Annotated in this window: 15 protein-coding genes; 4 read left to right on the forward strand and 11 right to left on the reverse strand. The window is 55.9% G+C overall.

Features of this window, described 5'->3' with window-relative positions; genetic code table 11:
• The 10 genes from B2R17_RS06325 to B2R17_RS06370 all read right to left on the reverse strand — a co-directional run.
• On the reverse strand, positions 1-2,520 hold a 2,520-nt coding region (locus tag B2R17_RS06325), incomplete at its 3' end, for a S9 family peptidase (protein WP_286763308.1).
• Between the two features lie 365 nt (positions 2,521-2,885).
• Complete coding sequence (locus B2R17_RS06330) at positions 2,886-3,788, reverse strand: hypothetical protein (RefSeq protein WP_008665975.1); 903 nt, start codon at positions 3,786-3,788, stop codon at positions 2,886-2,888.
• Positions 3,785-4,711, reverse strand: coding sequence for a DUF1559 domain-containing protein (locus B2R17_RS06335; RefSeq protein ID WP_286763309.1), 927 nt, complete (start codon positions 4,709-4,711; stop codon positions 3,785-3,787). Before B2R17_RS06335 ends, B2R17_RS06330 begins: the two co-directional genes overlap by 4 nt.
• The gene (locus tag B2R17_RS06340; protein ID WP_286763310.1) at positions 4,708-5,097 is read right to left on the reverse strand and encodes a hypothetical protein; all 390 of its coding nucleotides are present in this window, start codon (positions 5,095-5,097) and stop codon (positions 4,708-4,710) included. Before B2R17_RS06340 ends, B2R17_RS06335 begins: the two co-directional genes overlap by 4 nt.
• A complete protein-coding gene (locus B2R17_RS06345; RefSeq protein ID WP_286763311.1) occupies positions 5,094-5,582 on the reverse strand; it encodes a PulJ/GspJ family protein in 489 nt (162 codons plus the stop codon). Before B2R17_RS06345 ends, B2R17_RS06340 begins: the two co-directional genes overlap by 4 nt.
• The gene (locus tag B2R17_RS06350) at positions 5,579-5,812 is read right to left on the reverse strand and encodes a hypothetical protein (protein ID WP_286763312.1); all 234 of its coding nucleotides are present in this window, start codon (positions 5,810-5,812) and stop codon (positions 5,579-5,581) included. Before B2R17_RS06350 ends, B2R17_RS06345 begins: the two co-directional genes overlap by 4 nt.
• Positions 5,813-5,966: 154 nt before the next feature.
• The gene (locus B2R17_RS06355; protein WP_286763313.1) at positions 5,967-7,247 is read right to left on the reverse strand and encodes a type II secretion system F family protein; all 1,281 of its coding nucleotides are present in this window, start codon (positions 7,245-7,247) and stop codon (positions 5,967-5,969) included.
• A 2-nt stretch (positions 7,248-7,249) separates the two neighbouring features.
• Entirely contained in the window at positions 7,250-8,059 is an 810-nt protein-coding gene (locus B2R17_RS06360; RefSeq protein WP_286763314.1) for a hypothetical protein, read from the reverse strand.
• The gene (locus tag B2R17_RS06365) at positions 8,059-9,111 is read right to left on the reverse strand and encodes a type II secretion system F family protein (protein WP_286763315.1); all 1,053 of its coding nucleotides are present in this window, start codon (positions 9,109-9,111) and stop codon (positions 8,059-8,061) included. The genes B2R17_RS06360 and B2R17_RS06365 overlap by 1 nt, the downstream gene beginning before the upstream one ends.
• Complete coding sequence (locus B2R17_RS06370) at positions 9,108-10,331, reverse strand: GspE/PulE family protein (RefSeq protein ID WP_286763316.1); 1,224 nt, start codon at positions 10,329-10,331, stop codon at positions 9,108-9,110. Before B2R17_RS06370 ends, B2R17_RS06365 begins: the two co-directional genes overlap by 4 nt.
• A 130-nt stretch (positions 10,332-10,461) precedes the next feature.
• Between B2R17_RS06370 and B2R17_RS06375 the strand changes: the two genes are divergently transcribed.
• A complete protein-coding gene (locus B2R17_RS06375) occupies positions 10,462-11,706 on the forward strand; it encodes a DUF1559 domain-containing protein (protein ID WP_286763317.1) in 1,245 nt (414 codons plus the stop codon).
• 89 nt (positions 11,707-11,795) lie between these two features.
• Here B2R17_RS06375 and B2R17_RS06380 read toward each other — a convergent pair whose 3' ends face one another.
• Entirely contained in the window at positions 11,796-12,647 is an 852-nt protein-coding gene (locus B2R17_RS06380) for a KPN_02809 family neutral zinc metallopeptidase (protein WP_286763318.1), read from the reverse strand.
• A 378-nt stretch (positions 12,648-13,025) separates the two neighbouring features.
• Here B2R17_RS06380 and B2R17_RS06385 point away from each other — a divergent pair, with 378 nt between their 5' ends.
• The 3 genes from B2R17_RS06385 (at position 13,026) to B2R17_RS06395 (ending at position 17,721) form a co-directional block, all read left to right on the forward strand.
• Positions 13,026-14,054 (forward strand): YgfZ/GcvT domain-containing protein, encoded by a 1,029-nt coding sequence (locus B2R17_RS06385; RefSeq protein WP_286763319.1) that lies wholly within the window; start codon positions 13,026-13,028, stop codon positions 14,052-14,054.
• Entirely contained in the window at positions 14,051-14,695 is a 645-nt protein-coding gene (locus B2R17_RS06390) for an ECF-type sigma factor (protein ID WP_007337822.1), read from the forward strand. Before B2R17_RS06385 ends, B2R17_RS06390 begins: the two co-directional genes overlap by 4 nt.
• 62 nt (positions 14,696-14,757) lie before the next feature.
• Positions 14,758-17,721, forward strand: coding sequence for a serine/threonine-protein kinase (locus B2R17_RS06395; protein ID WP_286763320.1), 2,964 nt, complete (start codon positions 14,758-14,760; stop codon positions 17,719-17,721).
• Positions 17,722-17,880 lie beyond the last annotated feature (159 nt).

Raw genomic sequence — 17,880 nt, forward strand, 5'->3', positions numbered from 1 at the left:
GTTCTTGGTGAATAATGCGGGATAAAAGCTGAAGCAGATAATCGATCGGCCCGCAGCCGGTGGGTAGTGACTATGCAGGCTGTCTGATTTGCGTTCGTAGAAGTAGACGATCATCGGGTACTGCTTGGAAGGATCGAATCCATCCGGCTTCATCAGAATTCCATCCAGCTCCTGTCCGTCCTGCGCCTTCCAATGTGTGAGCTCGGCGGTGCCCCACGAGATCTCATCTTGTTGCGGATTCGCGTCGCTGACTCGCTGGATCTTTTCGAAATCAATCGTGCTCGTCCAAAGATCCGGGAAACGCCTGAACGTGCTGCGGGTGAACACAACCTGGTCGCTGTCTTTGGCCTTTTTTAATCTCGACAGACTCTCGTCCAACATGATCAATGGTCGCAGGACGCCTTCCTTCGCTTCATCTTTCTTCGGCGGATCAAGAGCGTAAAACCCGCTCGCCTTTGTGTCTCGTCGAAACGCACTCATGATCATTGTCTTGGAACGGTCGATGGACCGTTGCTCAGGATCGATACGAAGGTAGCGAAAGCGAATATCGTTCTTGCGGCCTTCTCCCAGCGTGATGCAAATTGGTTTCGTTTCGCCAGTTGGATCTAGTTGCCAAATGTCGTGCGAGTCGTAAACCAGGAACGCTTGGTCATTGTCTAGCCAACCCGCGGTTCCGTAGGCGGACGGCAACGTCGGGCGATCGTTGAGTTCGTCGTAAAGAGGATGCTTGATTCCCTTGCTAATTTCGATTGTCTTGGTGTTCTTTCCCTTGGTCGCTTTGGCGAACCATTTGCCGTTTTTCGCATTAAACCAAACGATGTGTTTGCCCTGGGGCGAAATGGCGGCATTCCATCGGACCTTTTCCAGTACACGCTCGCGGTGCCCGGAATTCAGGTTGACGAAGTAAACGTCCTGGAAGCCAGGGACTTCCCAAGAGAGTGTTTTGCGATAGGGGACGTTGGTGTTTGCGACCGCGATGTTAGAAGGTGATCGGAGGTCAACGCGAAACGAAGGGATCTCACTGTCCTCCAACTGAACCACTCGGTTCGTTTTCAAAATGAAAGCCGCCCGGTAGCGACGATTGCGTTCTCGTTCGGCCTCGAGGAGTTGTTGCGGTTGAAGTTGAGGGTCTTGCCAGTGCCAGATGTCAAGTTTGGGTTGGTCGTCGGATTCTTCTTCGACCTCTCGACCTTCCGCTTCGGCTAGACGCTGTTTCTGAACCTCCTCAGGAACGGGAGTTGTTTCGAAATACAATCGGCGTCCTTCTTCTGAATAGCTTTGGCTGGATTGTGGAGACAGCCACCAACCGGTTGGAAGTCCTTCGTCCCCTTCGCCGACGAGACGATTCGCTTTCTTCGAATTCGCCTTCCATTGATAGAGAGCCCACGATGGTGACTCGGATTCGTAGTCGTTTTGGTTGCTGATGAACGCCAACTGAGAACCATCTTCACTGAAGGTTAAGTTCTTGTACTCGCCGATTCCGCTGATGATGGTCCGGTGGCGAAGCGAATCCAATTCGATCGTGTGGACACCATCGACAGGACCACGTTGTTGGTTGTCTTTGCCGTTTGAATGCTTGCCGTCTGGTTGTTTATCGGACGTTTCCTTTTCTTCGTTCGATGGTGAGGGCTTAGTTGGTTCGGGGGCTTCGACTGAAGTCACAAAGGCGAGTCGTTCGCCGTGTTTTGAGAAACGAAAGGAACGTACGAACGGGAACGTCCGCAGCACTTCGGTATCAAGGTGAATCAATTTGAGGGCCGTGCCGACCGATTTCTCTTTTGGCTCGTGATCCTTCTTGTCGTCATCCGCTTTCTCTTTGGCGGGATGGTTCTTTTCGGCTTCTTTCGAGTTCTTGATTTTGATCAGCGACTCGATTCGGCCGCGTTGGCGATTGAGTTCCTCACGACTTTTCAGTTTCAGCTTCTTGGTAGGTCGTTGCAGCCCTTCGGGGGTGACTTCGTAGACTTCTCGATCGTCGCTGGCAGTCTTTTTCAATTCGTTGTCGCCGGTTGCTTCTTCCATCAGGCAGGCCACCCAATCGCTGTTCTCTTCCGGCAATCCAAATGAACGCACACCTTGCAGAGTTAACAGTTCGCCCGATTCCAGTTCTAGAATTTGCAATGATGTCTGAGGCATCTCGTCAGCAGGCGTCTTCTGCTCGCGAAGTTTTTTGATTTTCTTCTTTTCCGGCGGAACCCGAAAAATTATGAAGCGACTGTTGTGGGTGAAGCGGGCACCCGTCCCACGCTCAACGATGTACTCGCGAGCGGTCTCGGCGTGGTGGATGTGCAACGTGCCTTCGCCGTCGATCTCACCGCTTTGGACGGTGTAGACGATCCAATTTCCGTCGTTGGAAATGCTGGTGCCCGTCAGTGTGTTCCAGTGGTCGTAGTCACTGTGTTCAAGCACTCGCCGCGTGATGTCTTGCGAATGAAGATCGTCACATGCCGCAAAGAAGAGAACGACGAACACTGATGCCTGGGTGCCGATGCGGCGTCCAAGATCAAAAACAGAAAACATAGAAAGGGTCCCAGGAAGCAAGGTAAACCGAGCGTTCAAGGATAGTCACGTTGTTTCGAGATGGAAACTTCCGACCGTCGGCGTGGGGGTGTCGGATGGACGCACCAATTCAAAACGTCGATTCGGGGTTTCACAGATCAATCGGGAACAGTGGCCACCTTTTGACGGTATGGCAATATCCGGATCTCATGTGAGATAGTCTCTGGTATTGGTTCGATGTGCACAGCGAGCTGCGGTTTGCCCTAGCCGCGGGCGTTCATCACCAACGTCCGCCACCGAGTGACTTCTGACCATGCAGCCAGATGGTCCAGGAAAGGAAACCGTCAGAACCGGCGATTGCTAGCGTTTGGGGCGGGGGCTTTCCGCTAGGAAGCTTTTGTTTGTGTGCCGAGAACGCGTTCGGTGTTGATCGATGCGGACGGGGACGAAGCACTTGAGAGATCCGCGGTTGGCTCTTCTGCGTGTGATGTGAAGCGGAACCAGCGATGTCCGCTTGATCGGAGCAAGAGCAGATAGATCAGCGAAAACAGATAAAAGCCGGCGAAGGTTCCCGAGACTATCAATGCTTGTTCATCTGCATTGTTTCTCTCGAGGTCCATGATGAATAGGACAACGAAAGGCAGAGCCAAGCACAGTGGGGCCAATCCGTAAATCCAGGCCCATTGGCGTCCCAGCAGCGTGAGTGTGAGCAATGTCCACGACGCTGCGATACTGAGCACCATCGTGACGGTGGCATCGAACAGGCTCAACCAACCGCTGGCGATTTTAAACAGTACATTTCCGGCAGCAATCGTCACCGCCATTCCCAAGATCTGACGGATGTTGCGCTGTCCGGTTGGCGGTGTCGGGCCGCGGTGAATCGGACGTCGGAACCATTGCCAAACTAAAAACGGTCCCAAGCACGATGTGCTGGCCATCAAGAGGAGTTGAGCGGCGAATGACGGCATGGATTGCAGTGCCAAGACCATCGCGATCGCATTGATGAGCAGGAAGGATCCCACAGCGATTCGCCAACGTTGCACTTGGCGTTTTGCGTTTGGTTCCTTCTCGACGTGGATCAGCGTTGCCCAAGTACCCATCGCCGTCCATGTTGCCGCGAGGCCGCCAAAGGAGCATGCAAACAAGAGCTGGCTTTCATCCGACATGGAATCGGGATCGCTCGTTCCAGCGAAGCCAGCCAAAGAGATCGATAGCACGATGGACCAAATGAAAAACCAGCTCAACGCAACGCCATCGACTTGATCCTTTTCAAGCGATGGATCGTTCATTTCAAACTTTGTTCACGCAGTGTTTCGATCGATTGAAAGTGCATCGGCAATTGCCCGTCGCGACGGTCGACAATTTGTTCCAAGATTCGAGGGTCCGTTTCAGATGCTTGAAAGCGAACCTCGCCGGAGCCAAACAAAAAGTGGGCGCCGACTGGGTGACGACTTCCAACCGAACCAACCGCTGAGGCGACCGGCTGTGCGAAGCGATCCATGCTGGTTTCAATGCCACCGCCCACATTCCGCAGGGTCGCACGTGTGCCGCTGAGCCAACCCAGATCATCCAGCGGCAATAGTTTCTCCGAGACGAAAGCGGTGTTGGCCAACCCGTCCGTCACATCGTCTCGCGTGATGGCGACGTTGAGGATGAAGACGCCGTGGTCGCTCTCATCAATGGCCTTTTCAGTCGGATGATGCAGCCCAACGTAGTTGCTGGCGTTGTCGGGATTGTGCTCGGAGGAAGGGCATCGAAACAGTGGGAGACGAAGTTGCAACACCGGTTGATTGGCCTCGTCGTAAACGCTGACGGATCGATCAATTCGATTGGCCACAACGGGTTGGTCTAAAAGATCCATCAGCCGCCCCAACCAATTGTGATGGTTGCCCTCGGCGGTGCTCTCGATTGGCCCGGAGATTCCGCCCTCGGGGGCAAGGACGGTCCCAACGGGAAAATGCATCCATCGATCGTGGTAGCTTTGGATTGCCAAGCCGATGGGGACGAGTTTCGATTGGCAGGCCGCACGCCGGGTCGTTTCGCGAATCGATTGCAGTGCGGGAGCGGACAAACCGACCAAGACGCCGATGATTGCGATCACCACCAGCAACTCCACCAGCGTGAAGCCATTGCAGAACATCCGGTTGCCAGGGCGAAAGTGTGATTGGCGACCAGCGATCGTGAGTTTGGTTGGAAGGTGGCGAATGTTCATGAGTTGCCTCGTTGTTGGCGTCGGATGGACATGCCAGGGCGGTCATTGCGAACCAGAGTGGCTTCGATCTGTTTGGATTGATCGTCGGAATCGACGAGCTTCACTTCGATCCAAACGTTTGCTTTGTCGTCGACCGGAAGTCGAAGGTCAGACGCCAGGTCATTGTCGATCGTTTGTGCGGTGTGAATGGCGGATTCAAGCAAGGCGATCATTTTTTGATCACGTTCGTGTTTCCGTGAGTTCGCGGCGTGTTTGCCGATCACGATCGCGAAGGTGCCCACGAGCAATGCCAAGGCGAGCACCAACACCAATGCGGCCAAGCCGCGGCGAGGTGTTTGGCGTCGTCGATTGGAACGACAGGGATTAAAACGATGTGGCTGAATCAATTTGGCATCCTCGGAGCGGCAAGGATCTGAATTGGTTGAGAAGGACGATCTGGCAGCGTGATTGTCAACTCGACCAGTGATGGTGCTGTTTCGGGATTCTCGTCCGACATCGGTTGTAGGCGAAGTTTCGCTTGCGAGCGTTCGTCAATGAGGTATCGGTCGGATGCGATCTGTTTTGAATCGGCGGATTCGATACTGCGAGAAAACAAAGTTTCTGAATCGAACTCGTAGGTGATTCGTGAATCATCGGTGGATTCCAGGATCAACCTCAACTCGACCACCTCGATCGCGCCGGCCGATCCAACGTCGCGGCGCAGGTCGTTCGCCAATCGCCGAATCTCTTGGCGGTGGATCGCCGCGTCGCTAGCGTGTTTGCTGCTGGTGCGAACCAATCGCACCAATCCAAGCGTTCCGCCGAGCATCGCGATCACGATCGATAGCGTGATCACCATTTCAATCAGAGTGTAACCATTGCGGCGAGTCATTCGGCGGGCTCCATTCTCCACACATGATGTTGCAAAGTTTGCGAATCAACCGTGGTTTGGATTGTTAAATGCAATCCGGAATGGGAGCCAGTCTCAAAGGAATCGATTTGGATTTGAATGTCGGATTCGGGACCACGCTGTTCAGCAACGCGTTCGATGTCTTCATAGGGGACCAGCAAGAATCGTTGCCCCACATTTTCGACTGCGAGTTGTCGTTCCAACCGGTCCATGGAATGTCGATCGAACGAGAGCCCGCTGTGATGCATCTGGACCGCGAAACCCGTCGCAACGGCTAGGAACGCAAACCCAGCCATGGTTTCAAGCAGTGTGAAACCTGGGCGGGTTTTGTGTCGTGGCCGGTTGGGATGAGCCGCTCTCATGCGTTTAGCTAACTGCTGTGGTGAGTTTGGTCAGGTACAGAAACACGGTGACAATGTGGGCCATCACGTAAACTCCGACCAAGACGACCGCGAGTGGAATCAGCCAAGACATTCTGACTTTCCATGTCAGCGATCTTCGACGCGAGATGTTGTCAACCAATTGGTCAATTGCGGATGGCAGGTGGTGGTTTTTCGCCGCGGTGGTCAGCCAAGACCGCTCTTTCGCGGTTACGATTTGTGAGCTGCGGAGAGCGACGGGTAATGTGGTTCCGTTTTCGATCAACCGTGATGCTTTGCGGCATCGTTTTCGGATCCAACGATTGCGAGATGACTGCGACGCCAATGTCAGTAGTTCCGATTCGGCATGTTCCGATCGCATGCCAATGCTCAGCGAGCGTAGTATTTCACAACGCCAGCGAGCGATGGAATCTTTGCCAAACCACGGGATCCAGCGGATTAACCAGGCGGGTTGCCATCGAATCAAGATCGCCATCAGGAACCAAATGAATACTAGGATCATCAGGCCTTCATAGATTGACATGATTGTTTGCAACATGTCATTGATGTTCGAGTCGATATCGAAGAACTCCTCGGCGATATACTCGAATCGCTCGGATATGAAGCCTCGTATGAAGTACCCCAGACCCCACGCCAAAAACATGGTGGCGATGAGATAGATCAATTGTTCCGCGACGATCGGAGCGGAGACAGGTGTGCCGGCGTCGATGCTTTGTTGCTGGCGAACCTGCGATCGGAGAGTTTTGTCGGCAAATGAGTCGGGCGTCGTGGTCGTGGCCTGAGGGTGCTGGATCGCAGCCAACGTGTCCGCGGTGATTGGCAGCTTCGATCGCCGGACCGCATTGACCAAAGATTCGCCACGCATCAGACGTGCAGAGAACGTTTTGCCTTGAAACGCAATGCGACTGGATGAAACATTGGCGAGCGATTCCGCCAGGACAGGATACGAGGCTCGAGTGCCGGCAGCCAATCGCATCCAACGATTCAACGACTCCGCTTCTTTACGGTAAGTCCAACGCCTGGCGACAAATAATGTTCCGATCATCATGGCCAGCAGCACAAACGTGATCGGATGGGGCGCTGAGCTCGCCAACGCAAGGACGCTCATTGACCAGAGCACCCATTCAAGAAATGCAAAGACTCGAATGGTGAAGGGACGAAATCGCGGCACCGGCTGCGTGATCAAATTCCACTTGATCGTACGCAATGTGGCGGCGAACAATCCGCTCGCGATGGCAGCTGCAATGAAGGGTAGTGAATGACCCATGACTAAAACCACCCGCCTGAATAGGTCAAGCCATCCAACATCAAAACGATGTTTGTATTGGTCGACAAGATCGCAAGTCCAGCGGTGAACAACGAACAAATCAATCCCACTCGAAAGAGATGTCTGACGGTGCGTTGCGATCGAGTCTGAAGCAACCAGTGGCTGTCCGAAGCGGCTTGGTGCCACATGCGGATGGTCTCCTCACGTGATAGCTGGCTTTGACCCATCGCAATCACCGCCGCCAATGGATGGTCTTTGATTGGTGGGCGGAGAAGGGCGTGTTCCCATGATTGGCCGGAGTCCAATCTCGCAGCGGATCGATCGATCCAGAGTCGAAGCGGAGTGAATCGCGTTTCGTCGGAGGCGGCTCGAAAGGCATCGCCATAAGTTTTTGAGTTCACCACCGATTGGTAGATCGATTGACAGTAGTTAGCCAGGGCGATCGTCTGGATCGCTCGACCGAGCCCTGGAATCTTGCTGATGATGGTTGCAACGACAACCGGCAAACTGCCGCGAAGAGAGAGTTGAACTAAGAGCCAGCCAACACCCGCGATCACAGCGATGCCGGCGTAAACCCACATCATGCTTCGCATCCAAGTAACCACCACCTCTTTCTCTTCCCAACCCACGTAGTAGACGGCGTCCTCGCTGAGTTCTGCGACCGCGGAGAGCAGGAAGGTTCCCACCGCCAAAGCGGCGATTAGGTAGATGAAGCCGATCGTGGTTGCACGAGACAGGCTGGATCGAGCGTCATCTCGGATGACGGACCACATTTCTAATTCGGCTTGGTCGGAGATCGTCGAAAACGTCATCAGGCGAACTCCCCAATGGCACGCAGTAGCGGTGATATCGCGGCTCGCAACAAAACGATGATGATCGCGATCATCAGGATCCAGGCGATCCAGTGAGGGACGTTTTGCAACCACCAGCTTTGCTGCCGATTGGCTCTTTCTTCGTGCAGTTCGCTCAGCTTGCGCAAGTCACGGGCGATTAGGTCGGCGTCTCGTTTCCCGGTGACCAAATCGACAACGCATTCCTTGATCGGGGCCGGTGTATCAGGTGGGAAGTCCAGCGATTGTTCGGACGTCGCGCCCGCACGAACATTGGTTGCCACGGTTCGCCAAAGCGCGGGCGTATCGGAAACAGCGACTTCCGCGGCGGATTCGATTGCTCGAGCGGTTTCGATGTTCGCGTTTGGGATCTCAATCTGGATCGCCAGCCATCGACAGAACGTCGCCAAGTGACGCGAGGGTTGTGCGCGGCGGATCGAACGGCGAATTCCCCATTGCATCCACGCCGCAAAACACGAGAGGATGACGATCACCACCAACGCGGCGAGCAGGTAGTTTTGGACAAACGTTTGGACGATCTGATCGACGGAAGGTGCAAACGGTGACGCGATGGGTTGCGATTCAGCGATCGAAACTAAGATCCATGGCAACACAAAGAAGACAACGACCGATGCTACAACCACGTTGAGCAGCGGATTGATCGCGGACAGCCAGGTTCTCTGTTGTTGATCTTCGCGTTGGCGAATGAGTCGGACGGTTTCGTGGATGGCGGCCGTCGAACCCGTCTCAGCCATGATTTGCATGGCGATGCGAATCGGCGTCTGATACGGCAGGGACAACGATGCCATCGCGACGGAAGGAGATTGGCCATGCTTGACACGTACGCGAACAAATTCAGCTGCGCGACCAAGACGCCCCAGCGCCGCGTCGTTCAATCCCGCCAAGCCTGAGACGAGGGAACGTCCCGACGCAGCCATGGCGGAGACCTCCTCCAGCAACAGAGCCAACGACTCGTCGTTGAGTTCGAAAGAGTTGGTTGCCGAGGCGGGCGTTGGATTCGGATTGCTCGTCATGACGTTCGCCCCAAAACGCGGAAGACTTCTTCTCGGTCGGTAACGCCTTCTTCAATCAATCGTTCGGCTTGGCAACGCAGCGATTCGATGCCGGCGTCTTCAAGGATTCGGTCGAGGTCCGATGCGGGCAGTTGCTTTGCCAAGGCATCGAAAATGGCTGGTCCACATTGGGGATCGTTCAAGTCAACGATTTGTGAGATCGGTACTCGCCCGGCGTATCCCGTGCCGTGACAGCGTGGGCAATCCTTCGTCGCCTTTGGGCTGGTGTCACACACATCGCATCGCCGGCGTAGCAAGCGTTGGCACAGCACGCCGCGGAGTCCGCTCTGAATCGCGAACGTTGGCAAATTCATTTGCACCAGCCGACGCAGTGTTCCACCGATGGTTCCCGCGTGGATGGATGAGAAGCACAGATGGCCGGTCATGGAGGCTGCTAAGACAGCTTCGGCCGTTTCCACGTCGCGAATTTCGCTGACTAGCAACACCTCGGCATCTTGTCGAACGGCGGCTCTCATCGCGGAAGCCAGTGTCAAACCGCTGCTGGATTGCAGTTGGCTTTGACTGATCGAGTCGATCACGGATTCGATCGGATCTTCGATCGACAGGACGCTTCTGCGAAACTCTCCGCCAGCGATGTGCGACAGGCAGGCGTACAGCGTCGTGGTTTTGCCACTGCCCGCCGGACCGGCGACCAGCAACCAACCGTCGCGAGCGTCGCAAATGGTTTGGAGACGATCCAGCGTGCCAGCATCAAGCCCGAGTTCGTCCAATTGCCGAACGCTTTCGCGTTCTTCCATGATTCGGATAGCGGCTCGGTTGCCGTGGACCGTGGGGAAAATGCCCAAACGCATTTCGTGGTCAGAAGTGTTGTGGTCGCCCGCTTCGTTGCGATTTGTCCCACCGCTTCGCCACCGCAAAGGGCCTTCCTGAGGCACGCCCATTCGGTAAGACGGCAGTCCCGCCAACGCCATGAGTCGTGCAACCGGATCGCTTTCATCGCTTCGCGGGAACGATTCAACCGGTTGCAGCACGCCGTCGATTCGAAAGGAGATCTCCCACGATTCCAATCGTGGTTGAATGTGCACGTCGCTGGCACCGCACTGGATGGCAGACGTCAGGCAAGACTGGATCACTTCGATTGCGAAGTTAGGATCCGCGGGAGACAGACGAGACGCGGGGCTGATCACCGATAAAAGTTCTCTTGGGAAATTTCGAGGCACGAAACCGCCACGTGCCGCAGGACGTTAGACTAACGGATTCCCCCGAGGGAAGTATGCGTCGAGCGTAAAAAGTTTCGATCAAGTCGACCGGCTGGAAGCCTATCCCACTTTCTATCTTTGCGAGAATGATATGAAGCGATCACAACGTCCAAACGGATTCACGCTGTTGGAGTTGCTCGTTGTGACAGGCGTCATTGGGATCTTGGTTGGGTTGTTGTTGCCTGCGGTGCAAGCGGCACGAGAGGCGGCGCGGCGAATGAGTTGCTCCAACAACCTCGGACAAATCGCTCTCGGTGTGGCTCAGTACCATGACGCATTTGAGCATTTGCCGCCGCACGGAACCGGGACGTTCAACAACGCGAATGATCCGCTGACGACCAACCAGTTTCGGTTGAGTTATCTGGTGTCGATCACGCCGTTCGTCGGCAAGGTTCCTCTTTGGGAAGCGATCAGCGAAGGCTACGTGGGGCAACCGCCTGAGAGCGACTACAACGAAATGGAATACGACTTCTCATCCTACGACGAGGTGGACTACGGAGCGATGGGCGGAGGTGACGTGCAACATCGGTATGAACCAATGGGACCATCGCCCTCCGTCGCGGCGTACACCCCATGGGAAAACGAAGTCGGGCTTTTCCGTTGTCCATCTGATCCCGGATTTGGATCGCCTGGACTGGGACGCACCAACTACGCCGCGTGCCTTGGTGATTCGATCGAAGGGTTGGATGAAGGATTGTGGATACACGACGGAACCGCTTGGTCAGCCAGTGGCAAGTTACAAATGGAAGCGACTGGACGCGGTGTCTTCGTGCCTCGCATGATCACGTCCTATAGCGATGTGAAAGACGGTTTGTCCTCGACGATTTTGCTAGGCGAGATTTGCACGGACTTGGGCGACAACGACATTCGAACGTTTCCTTCGTTGAACAACGGCTGGGGCGGAGGCGTGCTGGATGATGTAGAGGTCTGTCGCACGCAAATCGATTCCACGCGGCCAATGTTTTGGGAAGTTGGGAAGGTTCAGCTTCCAACCAACCCAGGGCAAGCACGCGGGCTTCGCTGGGCAGACGCGATGCCGTTGATGACCGGATTCAACACAACGTTGCACCCCAATGCGGCACTCTGTTTCGGTGGCGATGCAACCACGATCGGCACGTTGACCATGAGCAGCCGGCATCAAGGCGGCGGCCATGTTGCGATGGCGGACGGATCGGTTAAATTCATCACCGATTCGATTGATGCCGGGGGATTGGGTGTCGGAACAGTGGTTCTTAATGGGGAAGGCGACCGGGCACCCGGAAGTCCAAGTCCCTTTGGATTGTGGGGGGCTCTTGGGACTCGTGATCAGAGCGAAATGCACGACTATGAATACTGAGAGTGCTCGATTGTATTCCGGCAGTCGTCGTCTTCTGTAGCACGGTGGTCCCCACCGTGAACCCACACCCGTCTCAACGCACCAGCACTCTAAAGCTGGTCGGCTTGAAATGTGTCGCCTTGATTCAGGTCGCCCGTTTTCAATCCTTTGGTAAACCAACGCAACCGCTGTTCGCTGGTGCCGTGGTTGAACGTCTCGGGTTGGACGTAGCCTCGGCTGCGTTTCTGTAGGGTGTCGTCACCGATGGCCCGCGCGGCCGTCATGGCTTCTTCGATGTCACCGTCTTCAATGATGCGATATTTCTTTTCCGCATGATGCAGCATCACCCCGGCAAAGAAATCCGCTTGCAGCTCCAATCGAACCGAATACTTGTTGTATTCGACCTCGGGAACCCTCTGGCGAATTTGATCGAGTTGATCGGTGTAGCCAAGCAGGTTCTGAACGTGGTGACCGACTTCGTGGGCAACCACGTAGGCTTGAGCAAAGTCCCCCGGTGCACCGAGTTGGCGAGCCAGTTGGCCGAAGAAGGAAGTGTCGAGATAGACCTTTTCATCGGCCGGGCAGTAGAACGGGCCTGTGCCGCTGCTGGCCATGCCGCATCCGCTGTTGACTTGGTCTTTGAACAAAACCAAGGTTGGTTTCTTGTAGTCGCGGCCCGCTTGGGCGAACAGATCCGTCCAAACGTCTTCCGTGTCAGCGAACACGGTGCTGACAAATTCGCCGGCCTCGATTTCTTGCGGTGTCAGCTCGACTTGGCCACCGGCACCACCGGGGGCAGGTTGTTGAGCGGCTTGTTGCAGGAACTGCTGTGGGTTGCCGCCCAGCAATCCGATGATGATCGCGATCACGATCACTCCGATTCCGCCACCGACAACCGCGCCTCCGCCGCTGGTTCGACGATCTTCCACATTGTCACTTTGTCGTCGTCCACGCCAACGCATGCCGCACCTGCTGTTTGATTCGTTTTTGAAAAGAAAAGGGCGTCGGTCCAATCGGAGACGCTCGCAAATTGTCACACAATTGTTCAGGTGAGAAAAGCATCGGGAGGGGAACTGCAACCGCTGAAAAGTGTGCCGCATTCGTGCCGCGAGTTGTCCCTCAATCGGTCCCGTTCACGTGCAAAACGGGGGTCAGCGGAAACGCCCAGGGTGCGTTGGATTGTCGCGAAACCGGTTGTGACCTAGGTTTGGCGTGAGAATCAGCATTTCAGTGGGCAAATGAAACCAATTGGCCCCCTCATTTGGCTGTTCGTGGAACGCGAATGGGCCCCATCAGGGTAAGATGGCTCGCCTATTCAGCCCTCTTATCAATTCGCTGGTATGCCATCTTCTTTGTCGCTGATCCGATTGCCCGCTTTGTCGATTGTGGATTTGGTCGGTGCGGACGCCACCGCGATCCTGCACAACTTGACCACAAACGATGTCAAAAAGCTGACCACCGACGGTCCGCACCGCGCTGGGTTGGAAACGTTTATCACCAACGTTCGTGGGAAGTGCTTGGGACACGTCGTTGTCTTCGCCACCGAGAACGGTTACCGAATGATTGGTGCTCCCGGCGTAGTCGCGACCGCTGACAATGCCGGTACGGTCCGCCAGTCACATGCCATCGCGGAACACGCCGACCGATACACGATCCGCGAAGACGCGACGCCGGTGATTCGTGACGAGGAGTTGGCCGCTTGGATGGTCGTTGATGGTGACGAGGAACCCGTCCAGACGACTCCGTTGCCTAGCATGACCGACCAAGACGGCGTCGAATCGTATCAGCTGCCGTGGGTGAAATCGGGCACTTTGTTCCTGTTGCCAGTCGATACCGCCGCCGAACATCCATCGCTGATCGCGGAACGGTTGGGAGTGGATCCCGAAACGTTGGCCACGGGTGACGAGAGCGATTTCCATGCTCACCGCGTGGCGGCTGGATTCCCATGGTTTGGGATCGATGTGACCGACGCTCATTTGCCCCAAGAAGCCGATCGTGAAACCCAAACGATCAGCTTCACAAAGGGCTGCTACCTCGGGCAAGAAACCGTGGCTCGATTGGACGCACTGGGACAGGTCCAAAAGAAATTGGTGCGTTGGAAGTTGTCAGGTTTGCCCACGGGAGCGGGGCCGTCGGCGGATGACAAGCTGCGAGCTTTGGACGCGTCCGAAGACGCCAAGCCGGTCGGCAGAATCACCAGCGTGGGGCGGATCAACGATCAAGGCGAAGGATTGGCGATGGGTTACGCCCGCCGCAGCCATTTCGAAGCCGGTGCAAAATTGGCCGGCCAGATATCGGCGGGTGACGTGGGCGATGTGGCCTACACCGCAGAAGTGTTACCGCCCGTGTTGGGAGATTCGCCGGAATGAACGATTTAACGCTCGAAGAGTTCGCTGATCTGTTGGAACTGGTTCGCCAAGGCGACGACGATGCGACTGCGGTATTGTGGGAACGCTACTTCCAACCCCTCGTTCGGCTGGCGGGAACCCGATTGCCAAAGAACCTTCGGCGGTCTGGTGACGAAGAAGACATTGCGCTCTCGGCGTTTCACAGTTTCATTGCGGGAGTTCGACGCGAGAAGTTCCCGGATTTGTCGGGCCCGGATAATCTCTGGGGATTGTTGATCACGTTGACCAGCCGAAAAGTGAACGCTCATTTGCGTCGTCAAACGCGGCAAAAACGCGGTGGCGGCCAAGTCCGCGGTGAGTCAGTCTTCTTGGACGCGTCGGGCGATTCCGGCCGGGCTGGGTTGGAACAATTTGCTGGACGAGGCGAATCCGACAACACACCTCCGGATTTGAGGTTGGAATTGGCGGAGGCGTGCGAGAGATTATTGGATGATTTGCCGGACGAGCAATTGCGAGAAATCGCAGTGATGCGGATGGATGGTTTTTTGGTAGACGAGATCGCGACCAAATTGGGCGTGAGCAAACGTGCGGTCGAACGAAGACTGCAGTTAATTCGCAAAACGTGGACCGAAGCGGCGGAGTCCGAGCCCGACCAAACATAAAAGCGGTGCCGAACTCTCGAAAACACACTTCGATCACAGATTAGCTACGGAAGTGATTCGCGATGAATTTAAGTGATCTGCCTGCCCGCGAATTGGCCCGCCTCGATGCGGTTTGCTTGGAATATGAATCTTCGCTTCGGCAAGTCGCCGATGGAGAGCCGGCACCCTCGGATTTGACCAGCATTCAGTCGCTGGTCGAACGCCACGGTGGAGAGCATGCGGATTTGCTGCGGTCTGAATTGGAAGCGATTCGAGCCGAAATCGATGGCGACCTGGGGATCCATGGTGATTCGGGCGAATTGACTCAGGTTTTGGCCGCTTCCAACGACACGCCATCTCGGAACGCAGATGCGCTGGATACGCCAGCGGTCGATGCGATGAAGATGGACGACTCGATGCGTTCGACCCCATCGGCCGAAGCCCGCGTGAAAAAGGCGTTGGCCAAAGTCGCCAGCGATGGATCGTCGGATTCGCTGCCGCCGTTGGGCACCGAGATTGGTCCGTATCGGTTGGATGGTGTTTTGGGTCGTGGCGGCATGGGCGTTGTTTATCGCGCCACCGACACCAGACTGGAACGCAGCGTCGCGGTGAAGATGCTGTCGATCGACGGGCATCCCAATTTGGTCGAGCGTTTTCAGCGCGAAGCCAAGGCGGTCGCTTCGTTGACGCATCCCAACATTGTCGAGCTGTTCGACGTCGGCGTTCACGAAGGCATGCCGTACGCCGTGATGGAACATTTGCGAGGCGAAACGCTGATGCGGCGAATGGAATCCAGACGAACCGATGTGGCACCCATCACGACGCAAATGGTTCGGTTCTGGGGACGGCAGTTGGCCGAAGCTTTGGCGACTTCGCACGCGTCCGGTGTGATCCACCGTGATCTCAAGCCAGAGAACGTGATGTTGGTTGGACGTCGCAGCGGATCGCCCACGCCTTCGCCCGCTAACAGCAACACGATCAGCGGTCACTCGATGGCGATGCAGTCATCCAACGAGACCTCTTTGCCGTCGGTCAAACTGTTCGACTTTGGATTGTCTCGCGTGGGCCGAGCGGTGTTTGGCCCCGGCGAATCGGATCCGGAAAAGCAGCAGGACGACGCGGGCAACGACGACGCCAGTGAGTCCAAGACTCGCGCCGGAATGATCTTGGGCACGCCAGGCTACATGGCACCCGAACAGGCTCGCGGCGAGACCGTTACACCGGCCGCCGATGTGTTCTCGTTGGGATGCGTGTTGTTCGAAGCATTCTACGGACGCCCCGCCTTCACCGGAAAATCGCCTGCCAGCCGTTACGCTGCGGTTTTGGAAAAGACTCCGTTGCCTGATCCCGGCCGTCGTCGCGACGACATCGCCCTCGCCGATTTGATCATGGCGATGATGCGAAAAGTACCCGCTGAACGTCCGACGGCAGCAACCGTTGTCGCGGCACTCTCGAGGGGCGGCGCCGTGTTGCAGGCCAATGAAGGTGAGACGTTGGCGATGCCGATGGACGGCGTGTCGATGACGCAGCCGGTTCGCATTGCTGGCGGAGTGTCTCGCCGACGATTTGTCGAGATGATTGGCGGAAGTTTTGCCGGCGCCTTGGTTGGTATGTCGGGCTTGAGCGGCAACTGGGCCAAACTGAAGCAGATCCGGTCCATCGGTGTGCTCAGCTTCACGCCTGCAACCCAGATCGCGCCGACGAACGAGGTCGATCCTCAACCCGCTCGCGGACGCATGCTCCAACGAGGTGAGTTGTTGGCCGGTCTGGTCGCGAATGAACTCAGTCGCTTGGATGGATTGTCGGTACCAAAGTACGTGCCGATGACGGCGAGCTTCCCCGATCAGTATCGCGAAGCCGCATCCAGGTTGGAGGTGGACGCATTGGTGACGGGAACGTTCACTGAAGCGACTGGTGCTCAAACCGGCTTCATGGATGTCAACATTCAGATCATTTGCGCCCAAAGCGGCACACAGATTTGGGGCAAAGTCATTCGTACTAGTGGTGGCGACAATTTGATCGAGCAGAACCATTTGGCTCGCCAAGTTGCCTCCGCGATCAACCGAAGCTTGCTGGAAAATCCGCTCGAATCACGACCTCGCGACCCGGGGGCATTCACGTGCCTGTTGAAAGGACGCACGCAAGCGGACCCGGACAGCATTGATGGGATGCGTTCCGCTTTGAAGTGCTTTGACAGTGCTCTGTCGGAAGATCCCAACTATGCACCCGCACATGCCGGAAAGGGGCTGACGTCTTTGACGCTGGCGGGACGGGTCGCTGACGAGGAGGCTCAAGGTTTGATCATCCAAGCTCGGCAATCAGTCGAGAATGCGTTGGAGCTGGACACGACCAACGTGGAAGCTCGTTTGGCGTCGGCCATGTTGATGTATCAAATGCTTGGCGATCTCAAACCTGCACGAGACATCTTATTGACGTTGTCAAAAGAGGCGACCAACTCTTGGCAAGTGTATCATCAACTCGGTTGGGTGCAGTTGATGCTCTATGAGGAAATGGCAGGCGTCGTTTCCCTTCGTCGAGCAGCCTCGCTGCACTCAACGTCGAAGCTGTTGCAATCCGATTTGGCACGTGCCCAGTGGTTTGTCGCAAACAAGCGTCGTGCCATTGATGAAGCCACCGGTGTCATGCCAAAGACAGATGGGAATCAGGTCGGCCCTGAAAGTTTCACTCGCGGGTTGCTCATCGATTTGTACGAGCACAGCAGCGATTTGAAATTGGCGGCGGATCTGGATCCCGGGCTCAAGTGGTCGGAATCCGATGGCGCGGACCGTTATTGGGAACTGCGTGAGGCAAGATTGGAAACGCTTCCGTATGGTCCTTACGGACCAACATTGAACGAAACCATTTTGCAGCTTCGTCGCACCGATTTGGCGACTCGAGAACCTGCCGAGCAACGATTGGCAAGGTTGCTGCAAACACGCAGCCCGATGCTACCGTTGTTGTTGATCAAACATCCTCAGTTCGATTCGATGCGAACATTGCCTGCGGCCGGCGAAGCATTCCCCGTGCTGCGCCCCGGCGTTGTTTGACGGACGCTGAGGCGAAATCGAAGGCCGCCGGCTAGGCGTGGCCAATGGTTGGGATGCTGCAAGTTTGATGCAAGCATCGTTTGGTTGCGTAGCTGAATGATGCATCTCTCGCCACTTCCCATGCCCGGCCCTCACCCTCGCGTACGCCTGAACGGCGTC

The organism is Rhodopirellula sp. UBA1907 (assembly GCF_002337565.1).
Lineage (GTDB): Bacteria > Planctomycetota > Planctomycetia > Pirellulales > Pirellulaceae > Rhodopirellula > Rhodopirellula europaea.